Source organism: Pseudoalteromonas sp. bablab_jr010, from assembly GCF_016464105.1.
In the GTDB taxonomy this organism is placed as follows: domain Bacteria; phylum Pseudomonadota; class Gammaproteobacteria; order Enterobacterales; family Alteromonadaceae; genus Pseudoalteromonas; species Pseudoalteromonas simplex.
Map to the genome: position 1 here is coordinate 38,108 of NZ_JACDWV010000066.1, position 21,210 is coordinate 59,317.

The 21,210-nt window shown below is 42.3% G+C and carries 19 protein-coding genes; 16 read left to right on the forward strand and 3 right to left on the reverse strand.

All coding sequences use genetic code 11. The features are described from left to right. Positions 1–15: 15 nt before the first annotated feature. The 9 genes from JIG37_RS04235 to JIG37_RS04275 all read left to right on the forward strand — a co-directional run bounded on the left by JIG37_RS04235 (position 16) and on the right by JIG37_RS04275 (position 7,625). Entirely contained in the window at positions 16–846 is an 831-nt protein-coding gene (locus tag JIG37_RS04235; RefSeq protein WP_199528764.1) for an AraC family transcriptional regulator, read from the forward strand. A gap of 26 nt (positions 847–872) precedes the next feature. Continuing rightward, a complete protein-coding gene (locus tag JIG37_RS04240) occupies positions 873–1,475 on the forward strand; it encodes a LysE family transporter (RefSeq protein WP_199528765.1) in 603 nt (200 codons plus the stop codon). A gap of 59 nt (positions 1,476–1,534) precedes the next feature. Then, positions 1,535–2,245, forward strand: coding sequence for an AraC family transcriptional regulator (locus JIG37_RS04245; protein ID WP_348535069.1), 711 nt, complete (start codon positions 1,535–1,537; stop codon positions 2,243–2,245). A gap of 98 nt (positions 2,246–2,343) precedes the next feature. After that, the gene (locus tag JIG37_RS04250) at positions 2,344–3,264 is read left to right on the forward strand and encodes an EamA family transporter (protein ID WP_244664346.1); all 921 of its coding nucleotides are present in this window, start codon (positions 2,344–2,346) and stop codon (positions 3,262–3,264) included. Between the two features lies 1 nt (position 3,265). Continuing rightward, on the forward strand, positions 3,266–3,679 hold the full coding sequence (locus JIG37_RS04255; RefSeq protein ID WP_194441243.1) for an Rrf2 family transcriptional regulator: 414 nt from the start codon (positions 3,266–3,268) through the stop codon (positions 3,677–3,679). A 387-nt stretch (positions 3,680–4,066) separates the two neighbouring features. Further along, a complete protein-coding gene (locus JIG37_RS04260) occupies positions 4,067–4,981 on the forward strand; it encodes an alpha/beta hydrolase (RefSeq protein ID WP_063704228.1) in 915 nt (304 codons plus the stop codon). Between the two features lie 59 nt (positions 4,982–5,040). Beyond that, positions 5,041–5,976, forward strand: a complete 936-nt coding sequence (locus JIG37_RS04265; RefSeq protein ID WP_199528766.1) for an alpha/beta hydrolase — start codon at positions 5,041–5,043, stop codon at positions 5,974–5,976. A gap of 107 nt (positions 5,977–6,083) precedes the next feature. Next, positions 6,084–6,704, forward strand: a complete 621-nt coding sequence (locus JIG37_RS04270) for a flavodoxin (protein WP_199528767.1) — start codon at positions 6,084–6,086, stop codon at positions 6,702–6,704. Between the two features lie 15 nt (positions 6,705–6,719). After that, the gene (locus JIG37_RS04275; protein WP_054553531.1) at positions 6,720–7,625 is read left to right on the forward strand and encodes an AraC family transcriptional regulator; all 906 of its coding nucleotides are present in this window, start codon (positions 6,720–6,722) and stop codon (positions 7,623–7,625) included. A 38-nt stretch (positions 7,626–7,663) separates the two neighbouring features. Here JIG37_RS04275 and yegQ read toward each other — a convergent pair whose 3' ends face one another. The 3 genes from yegQ to JIG37_RS04290 form a co-directional block, all read right to left on the reverse strand. Further along, on the reverse strand, positions 7,664–9,049 hold the full coding sequence (gene yegQ / locus JIG37_RS04280; RefSeq protein WP_199528768.1) for a tRNA 5-hydroxyuridine modification protein YegQ: 1,386 nt from the start codon (positions 9,047–9,049) through the stop codon (positions 7,664–7,666). Between the two features lie 412 nt (positions 9,050–9,461). Then, positions 9,462–12,095, reverse strand: a complete 2,634-nt coding sequence (locus tag JIG37_RS04285) for a hypothetical protein (protein ID WP_199528769.1) — start codon at positions 12,093–12,095, stop codon at positions 9,462–9,464. Continuing rightward, positions 12,095–12,703 carry a hypothetical protein gene (locus tag JIG37_RS04290; protein ID WP_199528770.1) on the reverse strand — a complete coding sequence of 203 codons (609 nt, stop codon included), beginning with the start codon at positions 12,701–12,703 and terminating at the stop codon, positions 12,095–12,097. The genes JIG37_RS04285 and JIG37_RS04290 overlap by 1 nt, the downstream gene beginning before the upstream one ends. 820 nt (positions 12,704–13,523) lie before the next feature. Here JIG37_RS04290 and ndk point away from each other — a divergent pair. The 7 genes from ndk to JIG37_RS04325 all read left to right on the forward strand — a co-directional run bounded on the left by ndk (position 13,524) and on the right by JIG37_RS04325 (position 21,203). Next, on the forward strand, positions 13,524–13,955 hold the full coding sequence (ndk, locus tag JIG37_RS04295; RefSeq protein ID WP_036972405.1) for a nucleoside-diphosphate kinase: 432 nt from the start codon (positions 13,524–13,526) through the stop codon (positions 13,953–13,955). Between the two features lie 170 nt (positions 13,956–14,125). Further along, positions 14,126–15,256 carry a bifunctional tRNA (adenosine(37)-C2)-methyltransferase TrmG/ribosomal RNA large subunit methyltransferase RlmN gene (locus JIG37_RS04300; protein WP_054553528.1) on the forward strand — a complete coding sequence of 377 codons (1,131 nt, stop codon included), beginning with the start codon at positions 14,126–14,128 and terminating at the stop codon, positions 15,254–15,256. A 114-nt stretch (positions 15,257–15,370) separates the two neighbouring features. Beyond that, a complete protein-coding gene (gene pilW / locus JIG37_RS04305; protein WP_199528771.1) occupies positions 15,371–17,146 on the forward strand; it encodes a type IV pilus biogenesis/stability protein PilW in 1,776 nt (591 codons plus the stop codon). Beyond that, positions 17,143–18,027: a RodZ domain-containing protein gene (locus tag JIG37_RS04310; protein WP_199528772.1), complete on the forward strand. Its 885-nt coding sequence runs from the start codon at positions 17,143–17,145 to the stop codon at positions 18,025–18,027. The genes pilW and JIG37_RS04310 overlap by 4 nt, the downstream gene beginning before the upstream one ends. A 5-nt stretch (positions 18,028–18,032) precedes the next feature. After that, a complete protein-coding gene (gene ispG, locus JIG37_RS04315; RefSeq protein WP_054553525.1) occupies positions 18,033–19,151 on the forward strand; it encodes a flavodoxin-dependent (E)-4-hydroxy-3-methylbut-2-enyl-diphosphate synthase in 1,119 nt (372 codons plus the stop codon). Between the two features lie 132 nt (positions 19,152–19,283). Further along, positions 19,284–20,558 carry a histidine--tRNA ligase gene (gene hisS, locus JIG37_RS04320; protein WP_058584526.1) on the forward strand — a complete coding sequence of 425 codons (1,275 nt, stop codon included), beginning with the start codon at positions 19,284–19,286 and terminating at the stop codon, positions 20,556–20,558. 24 nt (positions 20,559–20,582) lie between these two features. After that, the gene (locus tag JIG37_RS04325) at positions 20,583–21,203 is read left to right on the forward strand and encodes a tetratricopeptide repeat protein (RefSeq protein ID WP_187489352.1); all 621 of its coding nucleotides are present in this window, start codon (positions 20,583–20,585) and stop codon (positions 21,201–21,203) included. The last annotated feature ends 7 nt before the right edge of the window (positions 21,204–21,210 follow it).

The window sequence follows — 21,210 nt, forward strand, 5'->3', positions numbered from 1 at the left end:
CCTTCAGGAGCATCTGTGAGCAAAGACAATCACTTTAAGTACATTAACAACGAACAGCATCAGAGCATCTCGATGTTGACTGCAACTATGAGTGATTTTACCTATGCAAAACATGCTCACGAAGAGTATTCAATTGGCATTACTCTACAAGGGCGGCAAGATTTCTTTTGTCGTAATGCGTTTTATAAAAGCGTACCTGGCAATGTTATTTTGTTTAACCCTGAAGATATTCACGATGGTCACTCTGGCACTGAGCAAAACCTAGAGTATCTAATGTTGTACATTCATCCCGATGAATTTAAGCCGTTGTTCAAAGCGCTTGGGTATAAGCAAGATTGCACATTACGTATGGCAAACACCTTGTATGCTGATCCATTACTGCGTAATCAAGTGATTCACTTATCAAGGCTTTTACAAACCAATAGCACCAGCAAAATAGAGCGAGAAGCTGCAGTATTGCAAATGGCGCAGTCTTTAGTCAGGCTCAACGGTAGCCTTGATTTGCCAACTTTAAGCACCCGTGTTGATAGCTTGCTTCTGCGTGCAAAAGACTACATTTTGGCAAATATCGACAATGACATTTCTATTGATGACATTGCCCATGCTGCCACCATGTCGAAATTTCATTTTATCCGCCGCTTTCGCGAGCACTTCGGTATTACTCCACATCAATATGTTTTGAACTGTCGTATTAATTATGCCCGTAAAGCGTTACAAGTTGGCCGCGATGCCACCAGCGTGGCGGTTGAATCTGGCTTCGCTGATGCCAGCCACCTCAATCGTAACTTCAAACGAGTATTTGGTATGACACCAAAACAATTTCAACTGCAATGGGCTCGAAGATAGAGCTAATTTACTGATTTGGAGCTGTTATGGCAGATATTTTTGCATATGCTATTGGCATTATGTACACCCCTGGGCCAATCAATTTACTCGGTTTAAGCAGCGGCTTAAATAAACAAACTCGTTCACACCTTGGTTTTTTTATCGGCGTGGGTAGCGCGATGTTTATCTTATTTGTGCTGCTTGGCTACCTTGGCTTGCAAGTGATCAATCCGCAGTTTTTGCCTTATGTGAGCTTAATTGGTTGCGGCTATATTTTGTATATTGCTTGGAAAGTCGCAAAAGCAAAAGTACAGGTGAATGATGCGTCAGCTGATGCCTCACTTAGCTTTTTCGATGGCCTCTTTATGCAGCTATTAAATCCAAAAGCCTTGGTGGCCACTTTGCCAATTGCTACGATTCAATTCCCAAGCGCCGATATTACTGGCGCTGCAATCGTATTTTGGTCTTTTATTTTAGCCATCCTTGCCTTTGGTGCGCCTACAAGTTACTCGTTAGCAGGCTTAGTGCTTGGCAAACAAGTATCACGGCCGGGTGTTTTTAATGTGTTTAATAAATTGATGGCTGTTTTGTTGGTTTATGTTGCGCTGATGATTGCCTACGAGCATGTGCTAACCCCGTTAATGGCCTAAAATTGATCATCCCTCGCAAACAGGCATAATAGCCTTATTCAGCAAACGGTTATCACAAAATGATGCAAGGCAATCTATCTATCCGCTCTTACAGTACTAAGCCTGTTAGTCATAGCCATGACTATCATCAACTTGTACTGCCCTTAAAAGGTGTGATTGCTATCAGTGTCGGTGATTTTCAAGGTAAAGTCGCTCCCGGTGAATGCGTGGTTGTCAAAGCCTCGCAAACGCATCTTTTTACCGCAATGCCAGAGGCGCGATTTGTGGTGGCCGATATGCCAAAGTTACCAGATAACCTGGCCACTGCTGAGCGCTGCGTGTTTGCTATTAATCAATCACTTTGGGCATTTTTGCAGTTTGTAGCAAAGCAGCTTGAGCAAGCGGTTAATCGTGAATTAGAACTTGCCATGTTTATCACCTTCAATTTGCTGTTAGCTGAGCAAATTATGCAGCCTAAGGTCGACAGCCGTATTAGCGAGGCACTGCTTTATATTGACAGTCACTTAAGCACTCCTCTTCATATCAAACACCTTGCCAGCATTGCCTGTTTAAGCCCTACGCAATTTAAACTACTGTTTAAGCAACAAACCGGATTAACTGTCATGAACTATGTAACTAAACAGCGAATGGAAAAAGCCCAAGCCTTACTCAGTCATACCGATTACCCGCTACAGCGTATTAGTGAGCTAGTTGGTTACAATGAACTTTCATCTTTTAGCCGTAGTTTTTCAAAGTACTTTGGCTTATCACCAAGCAAGTTTAAAAAATAACTTTAGTTTTTAAGGTCAACAAAACCGTCCTTTTTGTCAAAAACTTTGCATCGATTTTAATTATGCTTTTGATATCTTAAATTTAAAGCGAATCATCAATGAACCATACCATCGCGACCATGGCCGTTTTAGTTGCCAGTGTGTTTTGGGGTACAACAGGCACAGCCGCAAGCTTTGCACCAGACATTAGCCCTTTTGCAATAGGTGCGTTTGCGATGGGATTTGGCGGCGTATTACTTTGCCTAACCTCACTAACTCAGCTAATAAACAATGCCAGTACTCTGCGTAAGCACTACCGCCTAACCCTACTTGGCTCAGCTTGTGTAGCTATTTATCCGCTGGCATTTTATACCTCGATGAATAGCGCTGGTGTGGCAATAGGCACCGTTGTTTCGATTGCCAGCGCCCCTTTATTTACCGTCTTATTGGAATACTTAATTGAGAAAAAGCCCATTTCAACTCGCTGGCTAGTCAGCTTTTGCTTTGGTGCGATTGGCATTTGCTTAATCGCGTCAGGTAAAGAGCATAACCTTGCCGCTACGGGGCTGTTTAGCCAAAACATCGGCATTTTACTTGGCTTAATTGCAGGGCTTACCTATGCGGGTTATTCATGGACAGCCAAACGTTTAATTAGCAACGGCGTTCATTCAAGAGCGACCATGGCAAGCTTATTTGGCGGCGCTGCATGTGTACTCTTGCCTTCGTTATTGATCACTGGAGATACGCTTTTTGCCACGGTTACCAATACCAGCGTGGCGCTTTACATGGCCATAGTACCGATGTTTTTAGGTTATTGGCTATTTAGTATTGGCTTAAAAACCATCGCGGCTAGCCAAGCCGTGCTCATTACTTTACTTGAGCCGATTATCGCCACCGTACTGGCTATTGTGATTTTAAATGAGCAATTTCAGCAAATTGGCTGGCTTGGGATTAGTTTAGTGAGCGTTAGTTTGGTAATTCAAACGGTCAATATTAAGCAGTTCGTGATACACTGCAAAAAACGCATATTGACGATTTAAGATGAGAAAAGACAGCCGATTATCACGGGTTTTGCATGTGCTGATCCATTTAGACAGTTACAGCCACCCTATTACATCAGAGACATTAGCAAACATGTTAATGACCAACCCTGTGGTCGTGCGCCGTACAATGGCGTTACTGCGCCAAGCAGGTTATGTGTCGGCAATCAAAGGTCACAATGGCGGCTGGCTACTGGCCACTCCCTTAACAGACATCACTTTATTTGATATTCACCAAGCGCTTGGCGAAAAGAACCTGTTTGTAATTGGTCTAACCGATGAGCACAGCAACTGCCCTATCGAACATGCAGTTAACAGCGCCCTGCAAAACGCAATGGACGATGCAGAAGCCCTGTTATTAAAACGTTTTGCTGAAGTGTCGCTTGCAGAGCTTGCCAGTCAATTTAAAAAATAAGCGTCGTTACACTGCCTATTAATTGGCTTACGGCAATAAAAATAGGCAATCACAGCCTAATTAAGAGCCTTATACTTATAAAGCAAGCGGTATTTCGATTTTAGAAATAAAATCCCATCACTGCCATCATGTAGAGCAAGCACTCTAAACACCCTACAAACCCGACCATTTCAAGCAATTAAGTAAATTCCCAATCTATCCTGGTCATTTTCTGATTGCCTGCCATAGTGCTTTTTCGGCATTTTAGACAAACACCCTGTCATTTTAGGCAAACATTCGTTTCAGCCCACTCCTATACTTAATCTCAATCAAGGACGCAAAGCAAACAGCTCTGCAATCGAGAATAGTCTCTGTCCTTACTTATTAACCCAAAGAGGATTTACGCTCATGAACAAAGTTACTTTTCCAAACACGAACGGTTTAGATATTACTATCGCGGGCTTATTAAATTTACCTGCTGATTTTGATGAAACAAAAACCTACCCAGCCGTTGTAGTATCGCACCCAGGTGGTGGTGTTAAAGAGCAAACAGCAGGGACTTACGCACGTAAACTAGCTGAGCAAGGTTTTGTCGCTATTGCATACGATGCATCTTACCAAGGTGAAAGCACAGGCGAGCCACGCCAACTTGAAAACCCACATGTTCGTACCGAGGATGTGAGTGCAGTAATCGATTACTTAACGACCTTACCTTATGTAGATAATGATCGCATTGGCGCAATGGGTATCTGTGCGGGGGCAGGTTACACCGCAAATGCTGCAATTAACGACCGCCGTATTAAAGCCGTTGGCACAGTAAGCATGGTAAATATTGGCCAAATGTTCCGTAATGGCTGGGATAACAATGTAAAAGACAGCGACGCTATCCCATATATCCAAGCTGGCTCAGATTCTCGCACATCGGATGCAAGTGGTAACGACATTGCGACCATCCCAATGGCACCACTGAAAGAAGAAGATGCACCAAACGAAGAACTTCGCCAAGCGTGGGAATACTACCACACAGACCGCGCAGCTTATTGCACTGCACCGGGTTTTGCGACTGCACGCAGCTTAAATCAAATCATCACTTATGATGCATTCTTTAAAGCTGAAGCATTTTTAACGCAACCATTACTGACCGTCGTCGGCAGCAATGCAGGCAGCAAGTGGATGAGCGATGACCTAATGGCGCGCGCAGCATCAAGCAGCAAAAACATGTACATCGTTGAAGGTGCAAACCACATGGACCTATACGATGGCGAAAGTGAAATCACTGAAGCAATCAGCGTATTAGCCCCTTTCTTTACAAGCAATCTGTAATTATTAATACGTATGAGCCCAAACAGGGCTCATACCTAAACGGTATTTAGGAGAAAAACATGAACATTCAAACAGTTAGTATTCAAAACCACGATATGGCATGGGCTATCTCAGCACTTGTTTTAACACCTGCTAATTTTGATGAGTCAAAAACCTACCCAACCATGATCAGTGTTCACCCATTTGGTAGCTGTAAAGAACAAACCTCAAGTAGTGTATATGGTAAAGCACTTGCTGAAGCGGGTTATGTGGTTATTGCCTTCGATGCCAGCTATCAAGGTCAATCTGGCGGTACGCCTCGCTTTATTGAAAATCCATCACAACGTGTTGAAGATATTAGCCATGTTATTGATTATGCGGTGACACTGCCTTATGTCGATAACGAGCGCATTGGCAGCATTGGGGTATGTGGTGGGGGTGCTTATGTATTTAACTCTGCACTGACTGAAAAACGCGTAAAAGCCGTGGTCGGCATTACGCCGGTTAATTTAGGTCGTTTATTTAGAGAAGCATTCACCGAGTTTAACCCAGTCGGCGCACTTGAAGCGATGGCAGCACAACGTACTGCTGAAGCACTTGGTGGTGACTTACAAGTTAACGAATTACTCCCACCAAGCATTGAATTTGCCCGCGACAATGGCCTGACTGAGCGTGATGTTTTCGAAGCGACTGATTACTACAAAACACCGCGTGGTCAAAGCGAAGGTGGCGCAACACGTATGTTATTTTCTCATGCACAAAAAACCCTCACGTGGGATGCTTTCGCGTTTGCCGAAACATTAATGACTCAACCTATGATGGCTGTAATTGGTCAAAAAGTAGGGGCATTTGGTGCATACCGTGACGGTAAAGAAATTTACGGAAAATCATTTGCATCAAAAGACCGACAACTCGTTGAACTAGAAGAATGGTCGCACTATGACCTGTACGATAACCCTGAGCCCGTTGCGTTAGCGATGCAGCAAATACTGCCTTTTTTAACCAAGCATTTATAAAAAGGCACTTGTAAGCTGAGCATGCATAAAGCAAATAAGTTAGGCCTCATGCTTGGCCTAACTTACTTTTGTTGTTGATTTGAATTTGCGATTTTAGGAGTTAACGAATGATTAAATGGCTATTTATAATACTCGCAGTTGTAATATTAGGGCTTTTATCTCTTGCCATTTGGGTTACACAAACCGAAAAATCACAGCATGCTAAAAACAGCTTACGTCTACAAAATGCTGAGCCGAAAATCACGCTTGATGCCAAAACAGCCGTCGTGGTTTTTTCTCGCTCTGGTAATACTGGGGTTTTAGCAGATCACATAGCACAAAAGCATAACGCAGAGCTGTTTGAGATAACGGCTACCGATTACGAACTAGGTATTCCTGGTTGGATAGCCGCTCTAAACGATGCCAGAAGCAAGGTAGCAACAATAACCCCGAGCAATATAAACCTTGAGAAGTATCAAACCATTTATTTAGGCTCGCCTATTTGGCTTTATAGCCCTGCCCCACCGATTTGGCAGTTTGCAAAAAATAATGACTTTTCAGGTAAAAATGTGATTTTATTTAATACCTTTAACAGTAAGTTCGAACAGCATTTTATTGATGATTTTGAAAAGCTGGTTCGGGCAAATGGCGCAAAAACGTTTTCTCACAGGTATGTGAATCGTGGCCGTATGGGCTCTCAAATTAGTAGCCAAGATATGCTCAATAAATTTGACAGCCAAGATAACTAACCGTGAGTTTAAAGCATGATAGACACCAACCATCAAGAGATTGCTAAACCACTCGCGCAAAAGATTATGTTATTCGCTAATAAAGCGGGTGATATTACCTCTCATACGCCAGAGCTCACATTGCACATTCGTAACGCACCAACCGACCCCTTGCATTGTATTTACACATTAAGCCTTGCAGTGGTGCTACAAGGTGCAAAAATGCTTTCAGTCGAAAACAGTGTACTGCCCTGCTCTGGTGGGCAAACCATGTTAACAACTTTCGACTTACCTGTGGTATCCCATGTGACCGAAGCAACACGCCACCAGCCATTTGTTGCCATGGTGCTAAAGCTTGATTACAACTTAATTTTGCAAACAGCCGCAGAACTTAAGCTGCCAAAACAATCACGCAACGAAACGTTTGCGCCGATTTCTATTCATAATATCGATGCAGGACTCACTGATGCACTCACTCGGTTATTTGAGCTTGAATATAATCCCGCACTTCGCGACGGCTTACAGCCATTACTCGCAAAAGAAATTGTTATTCGCCTTTTACAGGGACCTCACGGGCCTCACCTTAGAAAACTGGCATCAGAAGGGTCACCAAGTAGTCATATCGTTAGAGTTGTGAGCTGGCTTAAAACCAACTTTATGCGCCCAGTACAAATTGAAGAGTTAGCAAAACAAGCGCATATGAGCTCATCAACATTTCGCCAGCACTTTAAAACCATTACTGGCACCAGCCCATTGCAGTATTTAAAAACCTTACGCTTACAAGAGGCTCGCGATCAAATGCTGATCAATGGTCTTGATGCTGGTCAAGCAAGTGGTGTGGTTGGTTACGAAAGCCCTTCGCAATTTAGTCGCGAGTACAGCCGTTTATTTGGCCTGCCTCCGCAAAAAGATATGCAAAGGTTAAGGCAACAACAGTTATAAGAGATAAATGCGCTAAGTATGACTTAGCGCACCTTCTATTAAGCTTTATTAAATGGGTTACGGGTATCTTGGTCGGCATTGAGATTCCGCATCAAGATTGCGTGCCCTAAATCGATATCTTCTGGCAGAGGGATTTTAACAATATGGCCCGAACCTTTTGCATCGCTAATGGCTTCGCCTTTTTTGTTTTCCATAAAATCTAGCTTGAAGTTAATATTCCCTTTTGGCGTCATAAGCTCAAGTGAATGACCAGTACAGAACTTATTCTTCACATCAATTTCAACTAAGCCATTATCGTTGCGGCCTAATACTTCACCCACAAACTGCTGTTTATCTGACACCGAATGACCATACTCATAATTTTGATAGTCTTGATGTGCATGGCGCTTTAAAAACCCTTCGGTATAGCCTCGGTGCGCTAAGTTTTCGAGGGTTTTAAATAAGTTTGCGTCAAATGGACGGCCAGCAACGGCATCATCAATGGCTTTACGATACACTTGCGCAGTACGAGCAACATAGTAGAAAGACTTAGTGCGGCCTTCAATTTTTAAACTATGCACGCCCATTTTCGTTAGTTGATCAACATATTGAACTGCACGTAAATCTTTTGAGTTCATTATGTAAGTACCATGCTCGTCTTCAAAAGCAGGCATATACTCACCAGGACGGCCCTGCTCTTCAAGCATAAATACTTCGTTACTTGGGGTACCATCTCCTAGAGTTGGGATCACCGCTTTAGGGTCGATTTTATGTACCATTTCACCGGTTTCATTTTCGGTGCCCGGTTTCACATCGTAGTTCCAACGACATGCATTAGTGCACGTTCCTTGGTTTGGATCGCGTTTATTAATATAACCCGATAACAAACAACGGCCAGAATATGCCATGCAAAGTGCACCGTGAACAAACACTTCAAGTTCTGTATTTGGGCATAGCTCGCGAATTTCAGCGATTTCTTCAAGGGATAATTCGCGCGATAAAATGACTCGCTCAATGCCCTGCTGAGCCCAAAAGTTCACTGTGGCATAGTTCACCGCATTGGCCTGCACAGATAAGTGAATTGGCATATCTGGCCATTTTTCACGCACTAACATGATAAGACCAGGATCAGACATGATCAGCGCATCTGGCTGCATCTCAATAACTGGCTCAATGTCGCGTAAGTACGATTTTACCTTGGCATTATGAGGAGCAATGTTCGAGACCACATACAACTTTTTATTTTGCGCATGGGCTTCGTTAATACCGATTTGCAGGTTATCTAAGTCAAACTCATTGTTACGAACACGAAGGCTGTAACGAGGTTGGCCAGCGTAAACAGCATCAGCACCATAGGCAAAGGCATAACGCATATTCTTTAAACTACCCGCAGGTGATAACAACTCAGGCGTAAAAGGACGAGGGGTCAAAATAGGTGACGACATGAAAGCTCCACACATCGAACCGAGTACAAGTCGGTTGCATGAATTAATACGATAATGAAGCGCGGCAGTATAATAACCTGCCCATTAATTTTATTGATCTAGATCATGCTTGATAGAAACTTAGCAAACCAGCTGTGAGCCTATAAAAAGAAAAAGGTGACCAATCCTATGGCCACCTTTTTTGATCAAACTCAATTAACTATCCAGGGTAATTGGTTTGGAATTGCTAATAATATCACTTAACCATCACTTTCTATTAGGTAATTTTGCTATATGAAGAAAGCAAAACTTTCAATACAAGCTGTTAGTATATTTGTAACTTATTAAAATTTATCACATATTTATGACACTGATATGAAAAAGGCCCATAAAATATTTATGAGCCTTTGGCATCTAATACAGTAATTAAAGGCTATGTATCTAAGTGTGCACAGCGGCCAAACTTGGCACCAGCTTTAACAGCTTTAACCACTTGCTTAGGAAAACTAAGCTCACGATCTTGCCCTTTATCACACACAAAGGCCTTATTTGCATCAACCTCAATGGTTAATGGTGTAGGCAAACCTACAACCCCGGCCATCATTTCAGAACCATCGCTGCTTACGCCAAAAATACCATTAGTCATCAAGTTAGTTGCTTCTACAACACCTTGTTTAGTGAAGAACTCTTCCCCAGTCATCCATCCTAATCCGTCAATATAAATCGTTGCCCCTGCAGGCATACCATTAATTAACACACGACCAGTTATGACCGACAAATCATCATTCGCATCCAAAACCATATTTAGTGGTAAGCCTGCGGTTTGAACGATATCTTCGTGGGTTTGATTAAATGGTGATGCGCATAAATTATTATTAAAGTAAAAATACGGTACATCCTCACACCAGCGTAAACCACCTAACAAGGTTACTTCATCTGTTACGGTATTCCACACTTTAACGCCTTCACCGAAGGCACTACGACCAAACCCCCTTTGTGTACCAAAGGCGACAAGCTCACCATCAACTGAGATCACCGATGAATTTAACGCTCCAAACTCTTTGTAAGTATCACGTAATTTTCCATCCACCCAAGCGAGCTGTGAGTTATTATTATTACCAGATCCTGTCACAGTGCGGCCATTACCAGATACACGATCGGCACGTACCCACGCTTCAGTTCGTTCACCATTGATCAAAGCTTGTACTGTTCCATAACTACTAGGAATGAACTCTATACCATCTGTTAATAAAGTTGCCTTTCCTGTTTTTGTATTCCATACAGTGGGCACGCCATACGAACTGGCTCCTTCACCAACAGCACACTCATCCCCGCCAGCATTAGGTTTTCGAGAGTTACCAACTACCTTGTGGCCCAGATCATCCATATCCCAAATAGAGTGCGAGCTTACGCCTTGCTGGCCACCTAAAGAGCAGGTGTTATTGGTTGGATCTTCAAGTTCAATTAATTTATTTGAGCGAATATCCCAAACAGCACCTTGGCCTACACCATCATTATCAAGATCTGCAATCACAGCCGCTTTGGTTGCATTTTTGTTCATTGCCGCGTTGGTGGCAGACAAAACCGCGTAACCCTCTGGCGTCGTTAATGTCTCAAAAGTATTATGATTGCTATCATAAACAAACGGCGTGCCTCCCTGCGTTGTACCAAACGCCCTTTTACCATTTTTTGCATGATCACTTACCCATGCAGAAACTAAAGGCGTATATTGAATGCCATCATTATAGCCATTGAAATACATAGCGACTTCTTTAGTTTCACCTCCTGCAACGACGATAGGTGTCATGTTGCAAGCATCATCCAGTGCTGGAGAACTGCTTTCGCCTTCATTCCAATATTCATTCACGGAAATAATATCGGTAGGTGTCGTTGGGTAGCCGCCAGCTCTAATTGGGTCCATGTAAAGTGCGTAACGCCCACCAGGCGTCAAACCATTAATTGTAAAAGAACCGTCTGGGCCAATACGACCTTGAGTTAAATTACCACTTTGTTGAGTGATCACATCGTACAAAGGATTATCAAGATTGCGTGCAACCATATTCATACCTGAATATTCAACGCCTTCTTTTGTAAATAGCTTTCCTTTTATAGTTCCATACTCACTGAGATAACTTGCGCTTGGGTATAAATCAGAGATATTTACAATGTCATCTCGAACATTAACTGTTCCCTGCTCTTGTCCTTCAATGCTGCGAACATTAATAAAAGGAAACATTGTTTCAATACTATCAGTCGGTGCTTGACCACGACCGGAGTAAGCTGTTGTTCCCGTACAGCCTGCAACACCATCGTGCATTTGATACCATGGCGTTGCAATATAGGTAAAATGACCATTTGCTTGAGAGTGAGACATATTCATCGCGTGGCCAAACTCATGGGTGAACACACCTTGTACCATCTTCCCTTCTGTATCATTAATATCGATATACCAACCATTCATTAAAGCCGTTGCTTCAGTAATTTCACCGGTTTCTTCATCAGCCCATTCAGGAAAAGCAATACCTAGTACTTGGTCGCGTGGAATACCAAAATAATTTTCTAAGATAGCACCATCAGTGTCGTAGTTAACCCAAAAACCATAACCGTTTTCTGCATTATAAATCTGGTCTACATTCGATGCATTGACATCGCGGATCCCTGTTTGACTTTCTATCGTACCCGCCACAGACATTGTTAGGGTCGATGTTTCAACATTTGACCACTGCGCAACAGCCTCTGCTGTTACGGCATTAGCTTGTGCAATTGTCAAAAAAGTATAATCACGCTCTAACGCTACATTTTTGGGCAACACAGTGCCATCAGGCAATGTGATATCGACATTAAAGATTGTTCCTTTCTCTAAAACAGTAAATGACTGAACATCTTTCCCATTCTTATCTTTAATTAGTTGCCCCCCATCAGTCCAAACTGGAATGTCACCTTTTGAGGTATCCCATTTATAAGGTTGCATGGTTTTATCATGAATATATAAAGGCCCACCTGCTAATACAGTTGTAGAAAGCGATGCCAATGCAATACTTGCAGCAAGTTTCGTAAATCTCATCATTATTTTTCTCCCGCTAATTTGCCAACTAAGTGCATAAATTCATCCACGTTTATGTCTTGAGGGTTAGTCAGCATATTGCGCTCTTCATGCGAAAAATTAGCAGTGTCCATGCCTTCAAATAATCCACTATTCGCAAACTGGTTAAGAACCTTGCCATCACGAACAATAAACTTACCTTGCGCCATGCCAGCCGTTGTTTGAAAACCAGTAATAGATGCAGGTTTATACATAAACGCAATGACATTTTCTCCTTCATGCCATTTTGCAAAGCCATCAGGGGTTACCCCCAGATACACCTTGCCATTACCCATTGAGCGAGGCTTGATTAGGCCAAACTGACGGAAGGTGTAATTTGAATCGTCTTTTAACTTACCTTTAGCATCTGACGAAACCTGAATAGTCACTTCGGTATAGGGGCGGTTGTTGTCAAAACCATCGGTTACGCTTACTACCTGCCCGGCAATAATGCTCTGTGAAACAACGGCCATCTCTTGTAAGTTTTGTTGTTTTAGTTTCATAGCATTGGCTGCTGGGCTCAAAGTTAGCATGCTGCCAAGTGCAAAAGCTGACGCGCATGACAACTTAGAAAGTGCACTGCGTAGTTTCATTATTCTCTCCTTTAATTATTCGAATAAAAATAAGACTTTTTGTTTATAAAAAATCCAATTACTAATATTTTATGATTGAATAAGTTCAAGAATTCACGAAAAACTATGTAGCGTTTTGTACACCTAAATTTAACATTTGAGTTACAACTTAGTTGTTGCTATTTCTCACAAACAAGATAGGCTAAAGATCCAATGAAATTATATACTATTAATTTTCAACAATTTAAAACGCAATAGTTTATCATTAGCAATTAGATTAGCCGCATAAAGTGAACAAGAAGTTAACGAAATAAGTTGGTGTTTTTACACTTTTTAGATGTATTATGCAGAGGGGTGAATTACTACTAATTAGCTTAGCTAGGTGAGCTAATTGTAAGCAAGTAGAGATTAGGTATGTCAGCAGAGAAGCCCCCGCGACAATAGCTGATTAATAGCGATTTAAAAAATATGACTACTTCCAACTTCAGGAGCTTGGTTAGGTTTAGTTCAATAAATATAGGGGCTGTAATGGGTAATACGCTTTTGAAGTCCTCTACACAGGCATAGTTGCCATCACTGTAATAATCAAAATCATTAACAAACACTTCTGTGATATCACACACGCTATGTATACTCGTAACCACGCTGAGTTCATTATGGAAACAAGTGCTTAACTGTAAAAGGTGTTCGCATTTTATACTCGTTTTGCTGAACATTTTTAGATTCATGAAAATGCCATCAAATGACTATTTAATTAAATTAGGAATTTTCACGTAAAGCGCGTATAATTCGCGCCCGTTAATATTTAACCTTTTAAATTTAAAATTATTGGAGCATAAAGATGGCTTTAGAGCGTACTTTTTCAATCGTAAAACCTGATGCAGTTGCTAAAAACCACATCGGTGCTATCTACAACCGTTTCGAAACTGCGGGTCTTAAAATCGTTGCAGCTAAAATGGTTCACCTTTCAAAAGAAAAAGCTGAAGGTTTCTACGCTGAGCACAGCGAGCGTCCTTTCTTCGGTGCTTTAGTTGAGTTCATGACATCTGGTCCAGTAATGGTTACTGTTCTTGAAGGTGAGAACGCAGTACTTAAAAACCGTGAAATCATGGGTGCTACTAACCCTGCTGAAGCACTAGCTGGTACTTTACGTGCTGACTACGCAGACAGCATCGACGAAAATGCTGTTCACGGTTCTGACGCTGTTGAATCAGCTGCACGTGAAATCGCATACTTCTTCGCTGACGAAGAAATCTGCCCACGTACTCGTTAATTTCGAGTTCACAGCTAAGTCTGTGATGCAGAAGAAAAAGGGCTTTCGGGCCCTTTTTTAGTCATTAGCTAAGCCCATTGTAAATCTGTTTAGCTAATGACTAAGTCGATTAAATAATGTACAATCGCGCACCCAAACTACTTACCACCGTCACTGATTGAGGTTGTTTCATGACCACTGAAAAAAAGATTAATTTATTAGATTTAAACCGAGATGCAATGCGTGAGCTTTTTGTATCATTCGGTGAAAAGCCATTCCGTGGCGATCAGGTGATGAAATGGATTTATCATTTTGGCGTAGACAATTTTGACGACATGACAAACGTCAACAAAAAGCTTAAAGAAAAGCTAAAAGCTGAATGTGAAATTGTTGCTCCTGAGATCTCAGTTAAACAAGTAGCGACTGATGGCACTATTAAATACGCCCTGATGCTACAAGGTGGCCAAGAAGTAGAAGCTGTTTGGATCCCAGAAAAAGACCGTGCAACTTTATGTGTATCTTCACAGGTAGGTTGTGCCCTTGAATGTACCTTCTGCTCTACGGCTCAACAAGGCTTTAACCGTAACTTAGCGGTGTCTGAGATCATCGGCCAAGTTTGGCGTGTCGCGAAAGATATTGGTTTAGACGGCGACAGCACTAAGCGCCCTGTAACTAACGTTGTAATGATGGGTATGGGTGAGCCATTACTTAACCTTAAAAACGTCGTACCAGCAATGGAACTTATGATGGACGATTGGGGTTTTGGTTTATCAAAACGTCGCGTTACATTAAGTACCTCAGGTGTGGTTCCTGCGCTTGATCTATTAAAAGAGAAGATTGACGTAGCATTGGCTATTTCACTGCATGCGCCAAACAATGAGCTGCGTGATGTACTAGTACCAATTAATAAAAAGTACCCAATTGAAGAGTTTTTAGCCGCATGTCGTCGTTATATTGATGGCTCTAAAGCAAACAAAGATGTGACTATCGAATACGTTATGCTACAAGGTGTGAACGACAGTACCGATCAAGCCCACGAATTGGTTAAAACACTTAAAGGTACACCTTCAAAAGTGAACCTGATCCCGTTTAATCCATTCCCGGGTAATGAATATGGCCGTTCGAGTAACAGCCGTATCGACCGCTTCTCTAAAGTATTACAAGCAGCAGGTATTACCTGTATCGTTCGCCGTACTCGTGGTGATGATATTGATGCAGCTTGTGGTCAATTAGTGGGTGATGTCGTTGACCGTACTAAACGTTTAGCGAAAAAGAAAATGCGCGAAGATAACGCAATTGCGGTAAACATTCACCAAGCATAAGCGTAACTTTTGAAGTTAAGCCTTTGTGGCAAACTCGTTATTTTTAAAATAATAGATGCAACACAAAGGCTTTTCGGTAAGATAGGCATACGGAATCAAAGAAGAGATTAGGTAATGCGTTCTATACTTGCCATTACTGTTAGTGCATTTGCATTAACAGGGTGTGTTACAGAAAACAGCTACGAAGGTAGCGACAGACCCGTTGTTGAAAAACAAGTTAACAATACCGGTGCTGCCCGTACCCGTATCGCCCTTGCGTTACAGTACTTAAAAACAGGCAATAACTCACAAGCAAAATATAATTTAGAACGCGCCGCAGATTTTGCACCTGACCTCCCTGAAGTTCATTACTCTTTAGCTTATTACTATCAACAGGTTGATGAACCAGAACTTGCCGATAAAGCCTATCAGCGCGCATTAAAAATTGCCCCTAATGATCCAAACACCTTAAACAATTATGGTGTATTTTTGTGTGGCATTGGTGAGTATGACCGCGCTGCAGAAGAGCTTCTTAAAGCGATTTCAATTCCTAGCTATATCCGTGTAGCTGAAAGTTACGAAAACTTAGCTTTATGTGCGATTGAATTTGATGACTTCGAAAATGCGGAAAAATACCTAAAATCAGCACTTAATCACAGCTCGCAGCGCCCTTCTTCAATGATAAGCTTAGCTGGTTTGTATTACGCAAAAAGTGACCTACATAAAGCTGAAGATATTATTGAAAAATACGAATCAACAGGCCGCGTAACACCTCGTGCACTTATGCTCAGCTATCTTATCCAGCAACGTATGGGACACATAGAAAAAGCCGAAGCAACTGCAGGTATCATTTTACAAACTTACCCCGGCTCAAACGAAGCTAAAGCCATTTCTTCTGGGCAGGTTAAACGTTCAGAGTTTGAAATATTACGAGAAAAATATCGTCAAGCTCAACTCGAAGAGCTCCAGATTTCAAGCGATAATTCATCGGTTAGCAAAGACCAACCAAAGATCCGAATCGTAAAAAGAAAAGCCCCAACAAAGGCGAATGAAACAGTAATTGTAGATAAGGCAGATGTACAAACTTCTAATGCAAAAGAAGTATATGCTACGAATCAGCAAAAGTCAGAAGTGCCTGCAATTAATGAACAAGAAACTGTCGAATCAACCCAATCTGTTGCAAACATGCCAGCCCAAGTTGCAGAGCAAGCAAAGACTCAGCCTGAAGCTTCAGGCTTTAAGACTGAAATAGCATCAACCGCAACTGAGCCTGTCGATACTGAAGCTGTTGTTAATGCGCTTGCGATAAAAACACCAGAGCAAAAGAAAAGTATATCAACACCTAAAGCAGCTAACGATGAAGTCACTATTGTTTCTTTTGGGGCACCCACATCTCCTGAAATTAAGCAACAAACTTCGACTTCTGCAAAAGCTGTCAGCAAAAATGAAAGCACAGTGATATTTTATCAGCCTGAAAAAGATGAAAATGTCTTTGGAGAAGAATCCAACTATGCAGGCCAAACGAGTCAAACCTCGTACTCAGTGACTTCTGAACAAATACAATTACCCATGCTCAACCCACGTGTACCTGCGCTGAATATCCCCTACCATATTATTGAAAATGGTGAAAACCTATTTAGCATTTCAGTGCGATACAATGTTAAACTACAGAAGATTTTGCTGTGGAATGGCTTAAAAGAATCGGATCGCGTACAAAACGGTACTCGCATCTATTTAAATGATCCGAATATTTATCACGACATTAATGCTGGTGATACTTTGTACGACATTGCCACGCAGCATAGCGTATTAATCGATCAATTAATGCGCTGGAACAAATTGAGCCCAGATGTTGCCCTTAAGCCTGGGCATAGACTTTTATTGGTAGATCCAGACTCATACGCACTATGAATGAAGAAAACAATTTAGAACAACCACAAGAAACGCTCGGCCAGGCGCTAAAAAAACGCCGCGAAGAAGCAGGAATGAGCCTTGAGCAGCTTGCTGGTGCATTAAAATTATCAGTTTTACAATTACAACGATTAGAAAACGACGAACATGAATTACTAGGCCCTGCAACCTTCGTAAAAGGGTATATCAGAAGCTATTGTCGCGAGCTAAAAATAGATAGCCAAGCCATGCTTGAATTGTTACCTGAGCATGTTGAGCCAGCTAAAAAATCTAATATGCAGAGCTTCTCTCGTCGCACCGAAAAAGAAGCAAACGATAGCCGTTTAATGCTATTCAGTTATTTTATTTTAGCTGTCATTATTGGCTCATCGGTCGTTTGGTGGTGGCAAAATAGTAATCAAAGTATCGAAGAGCCGGTAACAACGGCGATGCCAAATCAGCTTGAAATTAATGAGCTAACCACTAATTTAGCAGACGAAGCGCCAGTTGAAGAAACAGTTCAATTGCCTACAGAAGACAAAGAAGTTATTGAGCCACAAGAAACTGTGCCAATAACTAACAACGAAGCAGCAAATCAGGCTGCATCACAAAGCCAATTAACTGCTCAGCCGCAAACCAAAAAAGCTGATCCTGAGCACAGCGAAGTGGTGATGCACTTCAATGAAGATAGCTGGGTAGAAATTCACGATGGCAACGGCGATCGTATTGCTTTTGGTGTTAAAAAAGCAGGTTACGTTATGACAGTAACCGGCCCACAGCCGTTTAGTGTGGTGCTCGGCAAACACCAAGTAGTCGATATTACTTTTCAAGGTCAAGCCGTCGATACCTCACATTTTGCCAAAAATCGCTTAGCTAAATTTACTTTACCGTTATCAGAGTAACCGCAATGTTTTCAGAATCTCCTATTAAACGCAGAAAATCGACCCGTATTAACGTAGGTAATGTGCCAATTGGTGATGGTGCACCAATTGCCGTTCAGTCGATGACTAACACCAACACCCTAGATATCGATGCAACGGTTGCACAAATTCAAGCTATTCAAGATGCTGGCGCCGATATTGTGCGTGTGTCTGTACCAACCATGGAAGCAGCTGAAGCATTTAAGAGCATTAAAGAACAAGTCACTATTCCGCTGGTAACAGATATTCACTTTGATTACCGTATTGCGTTAAAAGTGGCTCAGTATGGTGCGGATTGTTTGCGTATTAACCCGGGTAACATAGGTAGCGAAGAGCGTATTCGTGCCGTTGTAGACTCAGCCCGTGAGCACAACATCCCTATTCGTATTGGTGTTAATGGCGGTTCATTAGAGCGTGATTTACAAGAAAAATACGGCGAACCAACACCAGAAGCACTGCTTGAATCAGCTATGCGCCATGTTGAGATCTTACAACGTTTAGACTTTGATCAATTTAAAGTATCCGTAAAAGCGTCAGATGTATTTTTAGCGGTTGGTGCATATCGTCTACTTGCCAAAGAAATCGACCAGCCACTGCATTTAGGTATTACCGAAGCAGGCGGTATGCGCTCAGGTTCTGTTAAATCAGCTGTTGGCTTAGGTATGCTACTTGCCGAAGGTATTGGTGACACATTACGCGTATCACTTGCTGCCGATCCGGTACAAGAGATCAAAGTAGGTTTTGATATTTTAAAATCATTACGCATTCGCTCACGCGGCATTAACTTTATTGCCTGCCCGAGCTGCTCACGCCAAGAGTTTGATGTGGTAAGCACCATGAACCAACTTGAAGAGCGCCTTGAAGACGTGGTTGAGCCTATGTCAGTGTCGGTGATTGGTTGTGTGGTAAATGGCCCTGGTGAAGCGCTGGTTAGTGATATCGGCCTTGCTGGTGCGAACCGTCGCTCTGGCTTATACATCAATGGTGAGCGTCAAAAAGCACGTATCGATAACGATAACATTGTCGACCAACTTGAAGGCTATGTGCGCGACTTTATCGCTAAAAAAGAGAAAGAAACGCCAATCGACATCAAAATCGTTGAATAATTCGCATATACTCGGCAAACCCTTGGGTTTGCCGTTTACCTTTAGAGCCCAAACGGTATAATAGCGGGTCAATTTTTAGTTTTTCTTGAGGCGCGACTTTTTCAGCGCACGTACAGTATTTAGGATTTATCAGTGGCAAAACAAATTCAGGCAGTTCGTGGTATGAACGATTGTCTGCCAGGCGATACGCAAATTTGGCAGAAAGTAGAAGACATTTTACGTGAAACAGTTTCATCGTTTGGTTATCAAGAAATTCGTTTTCCAATTGTTGAATCAACCGACCTATTCAAACGCTCTATCGGTGAAGTAACCGATATCGTCGAAAAAGAAATGTACACCTTTGCAGACCGTAATGGCGATAACTTAACTCTTCGCCCTGAAGGTACCGCAGTGTGTGTACGTGCAGGTAATCAAAACGGTTTACTGTATAACCAAGAACAACGTTTATGGTACATGGGCCCGATGTTCCGTCACGAGCGTCCACAAAAAGGCCGTTACCGTCAATTCCACCAATTTGGTTTAGAAACATTCGGCATTGCCACTGCTGATATTGATGCAGAAGTTATTTTGCTGACAGCCCAATTATGGAAAGAGTTTGGTATCAGTGAGCACGTTCGTCTTGAGCTTAACTCATTGGGTTCAAATGAAGCGCGTGCAGACTACCGTGATGCACTTGTTGCTTACTTAGAGCAACACGTCGATGTACTTGATGAAGACTCTAAGCGTCGTATGCACACCAACCCTTTACGTGTGTTAGATAGCAAAAACCCTGATGTACAAGCCATTTTAACTGATGCGCCTAAACTATCTGAGCACTTAGATGCTGAATCAAAAGAACATTTTGAAAATTTATGTGAACGTTTAGACGCTGCTGGCGTCGAATACACGGTAAATGAAAAGCTTGTACGTGGCCTTGACTATTACAACCGCACCGTTTTTGAGTGGGTAACCGATAGCCTAGGCGCACAAGGAACCGTTTGTGCCGGTGGTCGTTACGATGGCCTAGTTGAACAACTTGGCGGTAAAGCAACACCAGCGGTAGGTTTTGCAATGGGTCTTGAGCGTTTAGTGTTATTACTTCAAGCACTAGAAAGTGTAGGTGACATCCGCCGTAGTGCTGATGTATATTTGGCAGCCATGGGCGATAAAGCCAGCATTCAAGCGCCTATCATTGCCGCTCAGTTACGTAAAGATGTTGCAGGTCTTCGTGTTATGGTGCACGCAGGCGGTGGCAACTTTAAAAAGCAATTAAAACGCGCAGATAAAAGCGATGCGCTAGTCGCAGTTATTATCGGCGAAGATGAATTAGAACAAGGCGTTGTGACTATTAAGTACTTACGTGAGCGTAAAGAACAAGTCACCTTAAAACTAGAAGAAGCGAAAACGCTACTAGCTGAACTTATTTAAGCCCAGCTAGCAACAGAGGTAAGCATGGAAATTTATTCAACAGAAGAACAACAAGAAGAAGCGATCAAACGCTTTTTCCGTGAAAATGGTTTAGCACTTGCAATTGGTATTGTTGCTGGTTTAGGTGGTTTATATGGTTGGAAAGCTTATAACCAAAACCAAATCACCACAGCTGAGAAAGCATCTGACTCTTTCACACAACTTGTTGAAAGCGGTGCCGTGCTAGAAAAAGCGGATACGTTTATTAAAGAAAATAACGAGTCAAGCTACAGCACGCTAACAGCATTTGTTGCGGCAAAAGAAGCCGTAGAAAAGAATGACCTTGATGCGGCAAGCGAAAAGCTTAACTGGATCATCACCAACGAGCAAAACCCTGAGCTTAAAGCAACGGCAACAACGCGCCTTGCTCGTGTTCACCTTGCGCAAAAGCAATATGAGCAAGCGTTAACAACGCTAAACGCCCAGCTTCCAGCATCATTTACTGCTGCAGTCGCTGAATTAAAAGGCGATGTTTATGCTGCACAAGGCGATAAGGCAGAAGCACGCAGCCAATACCAAGCTGCTGCGGATAATGGCGGCCTTGAAAACAACCCGTTATTACAAATTAAACTTGATGACTTAGCACAAACTAGCCCAGCGGCGTAAGGGGTTA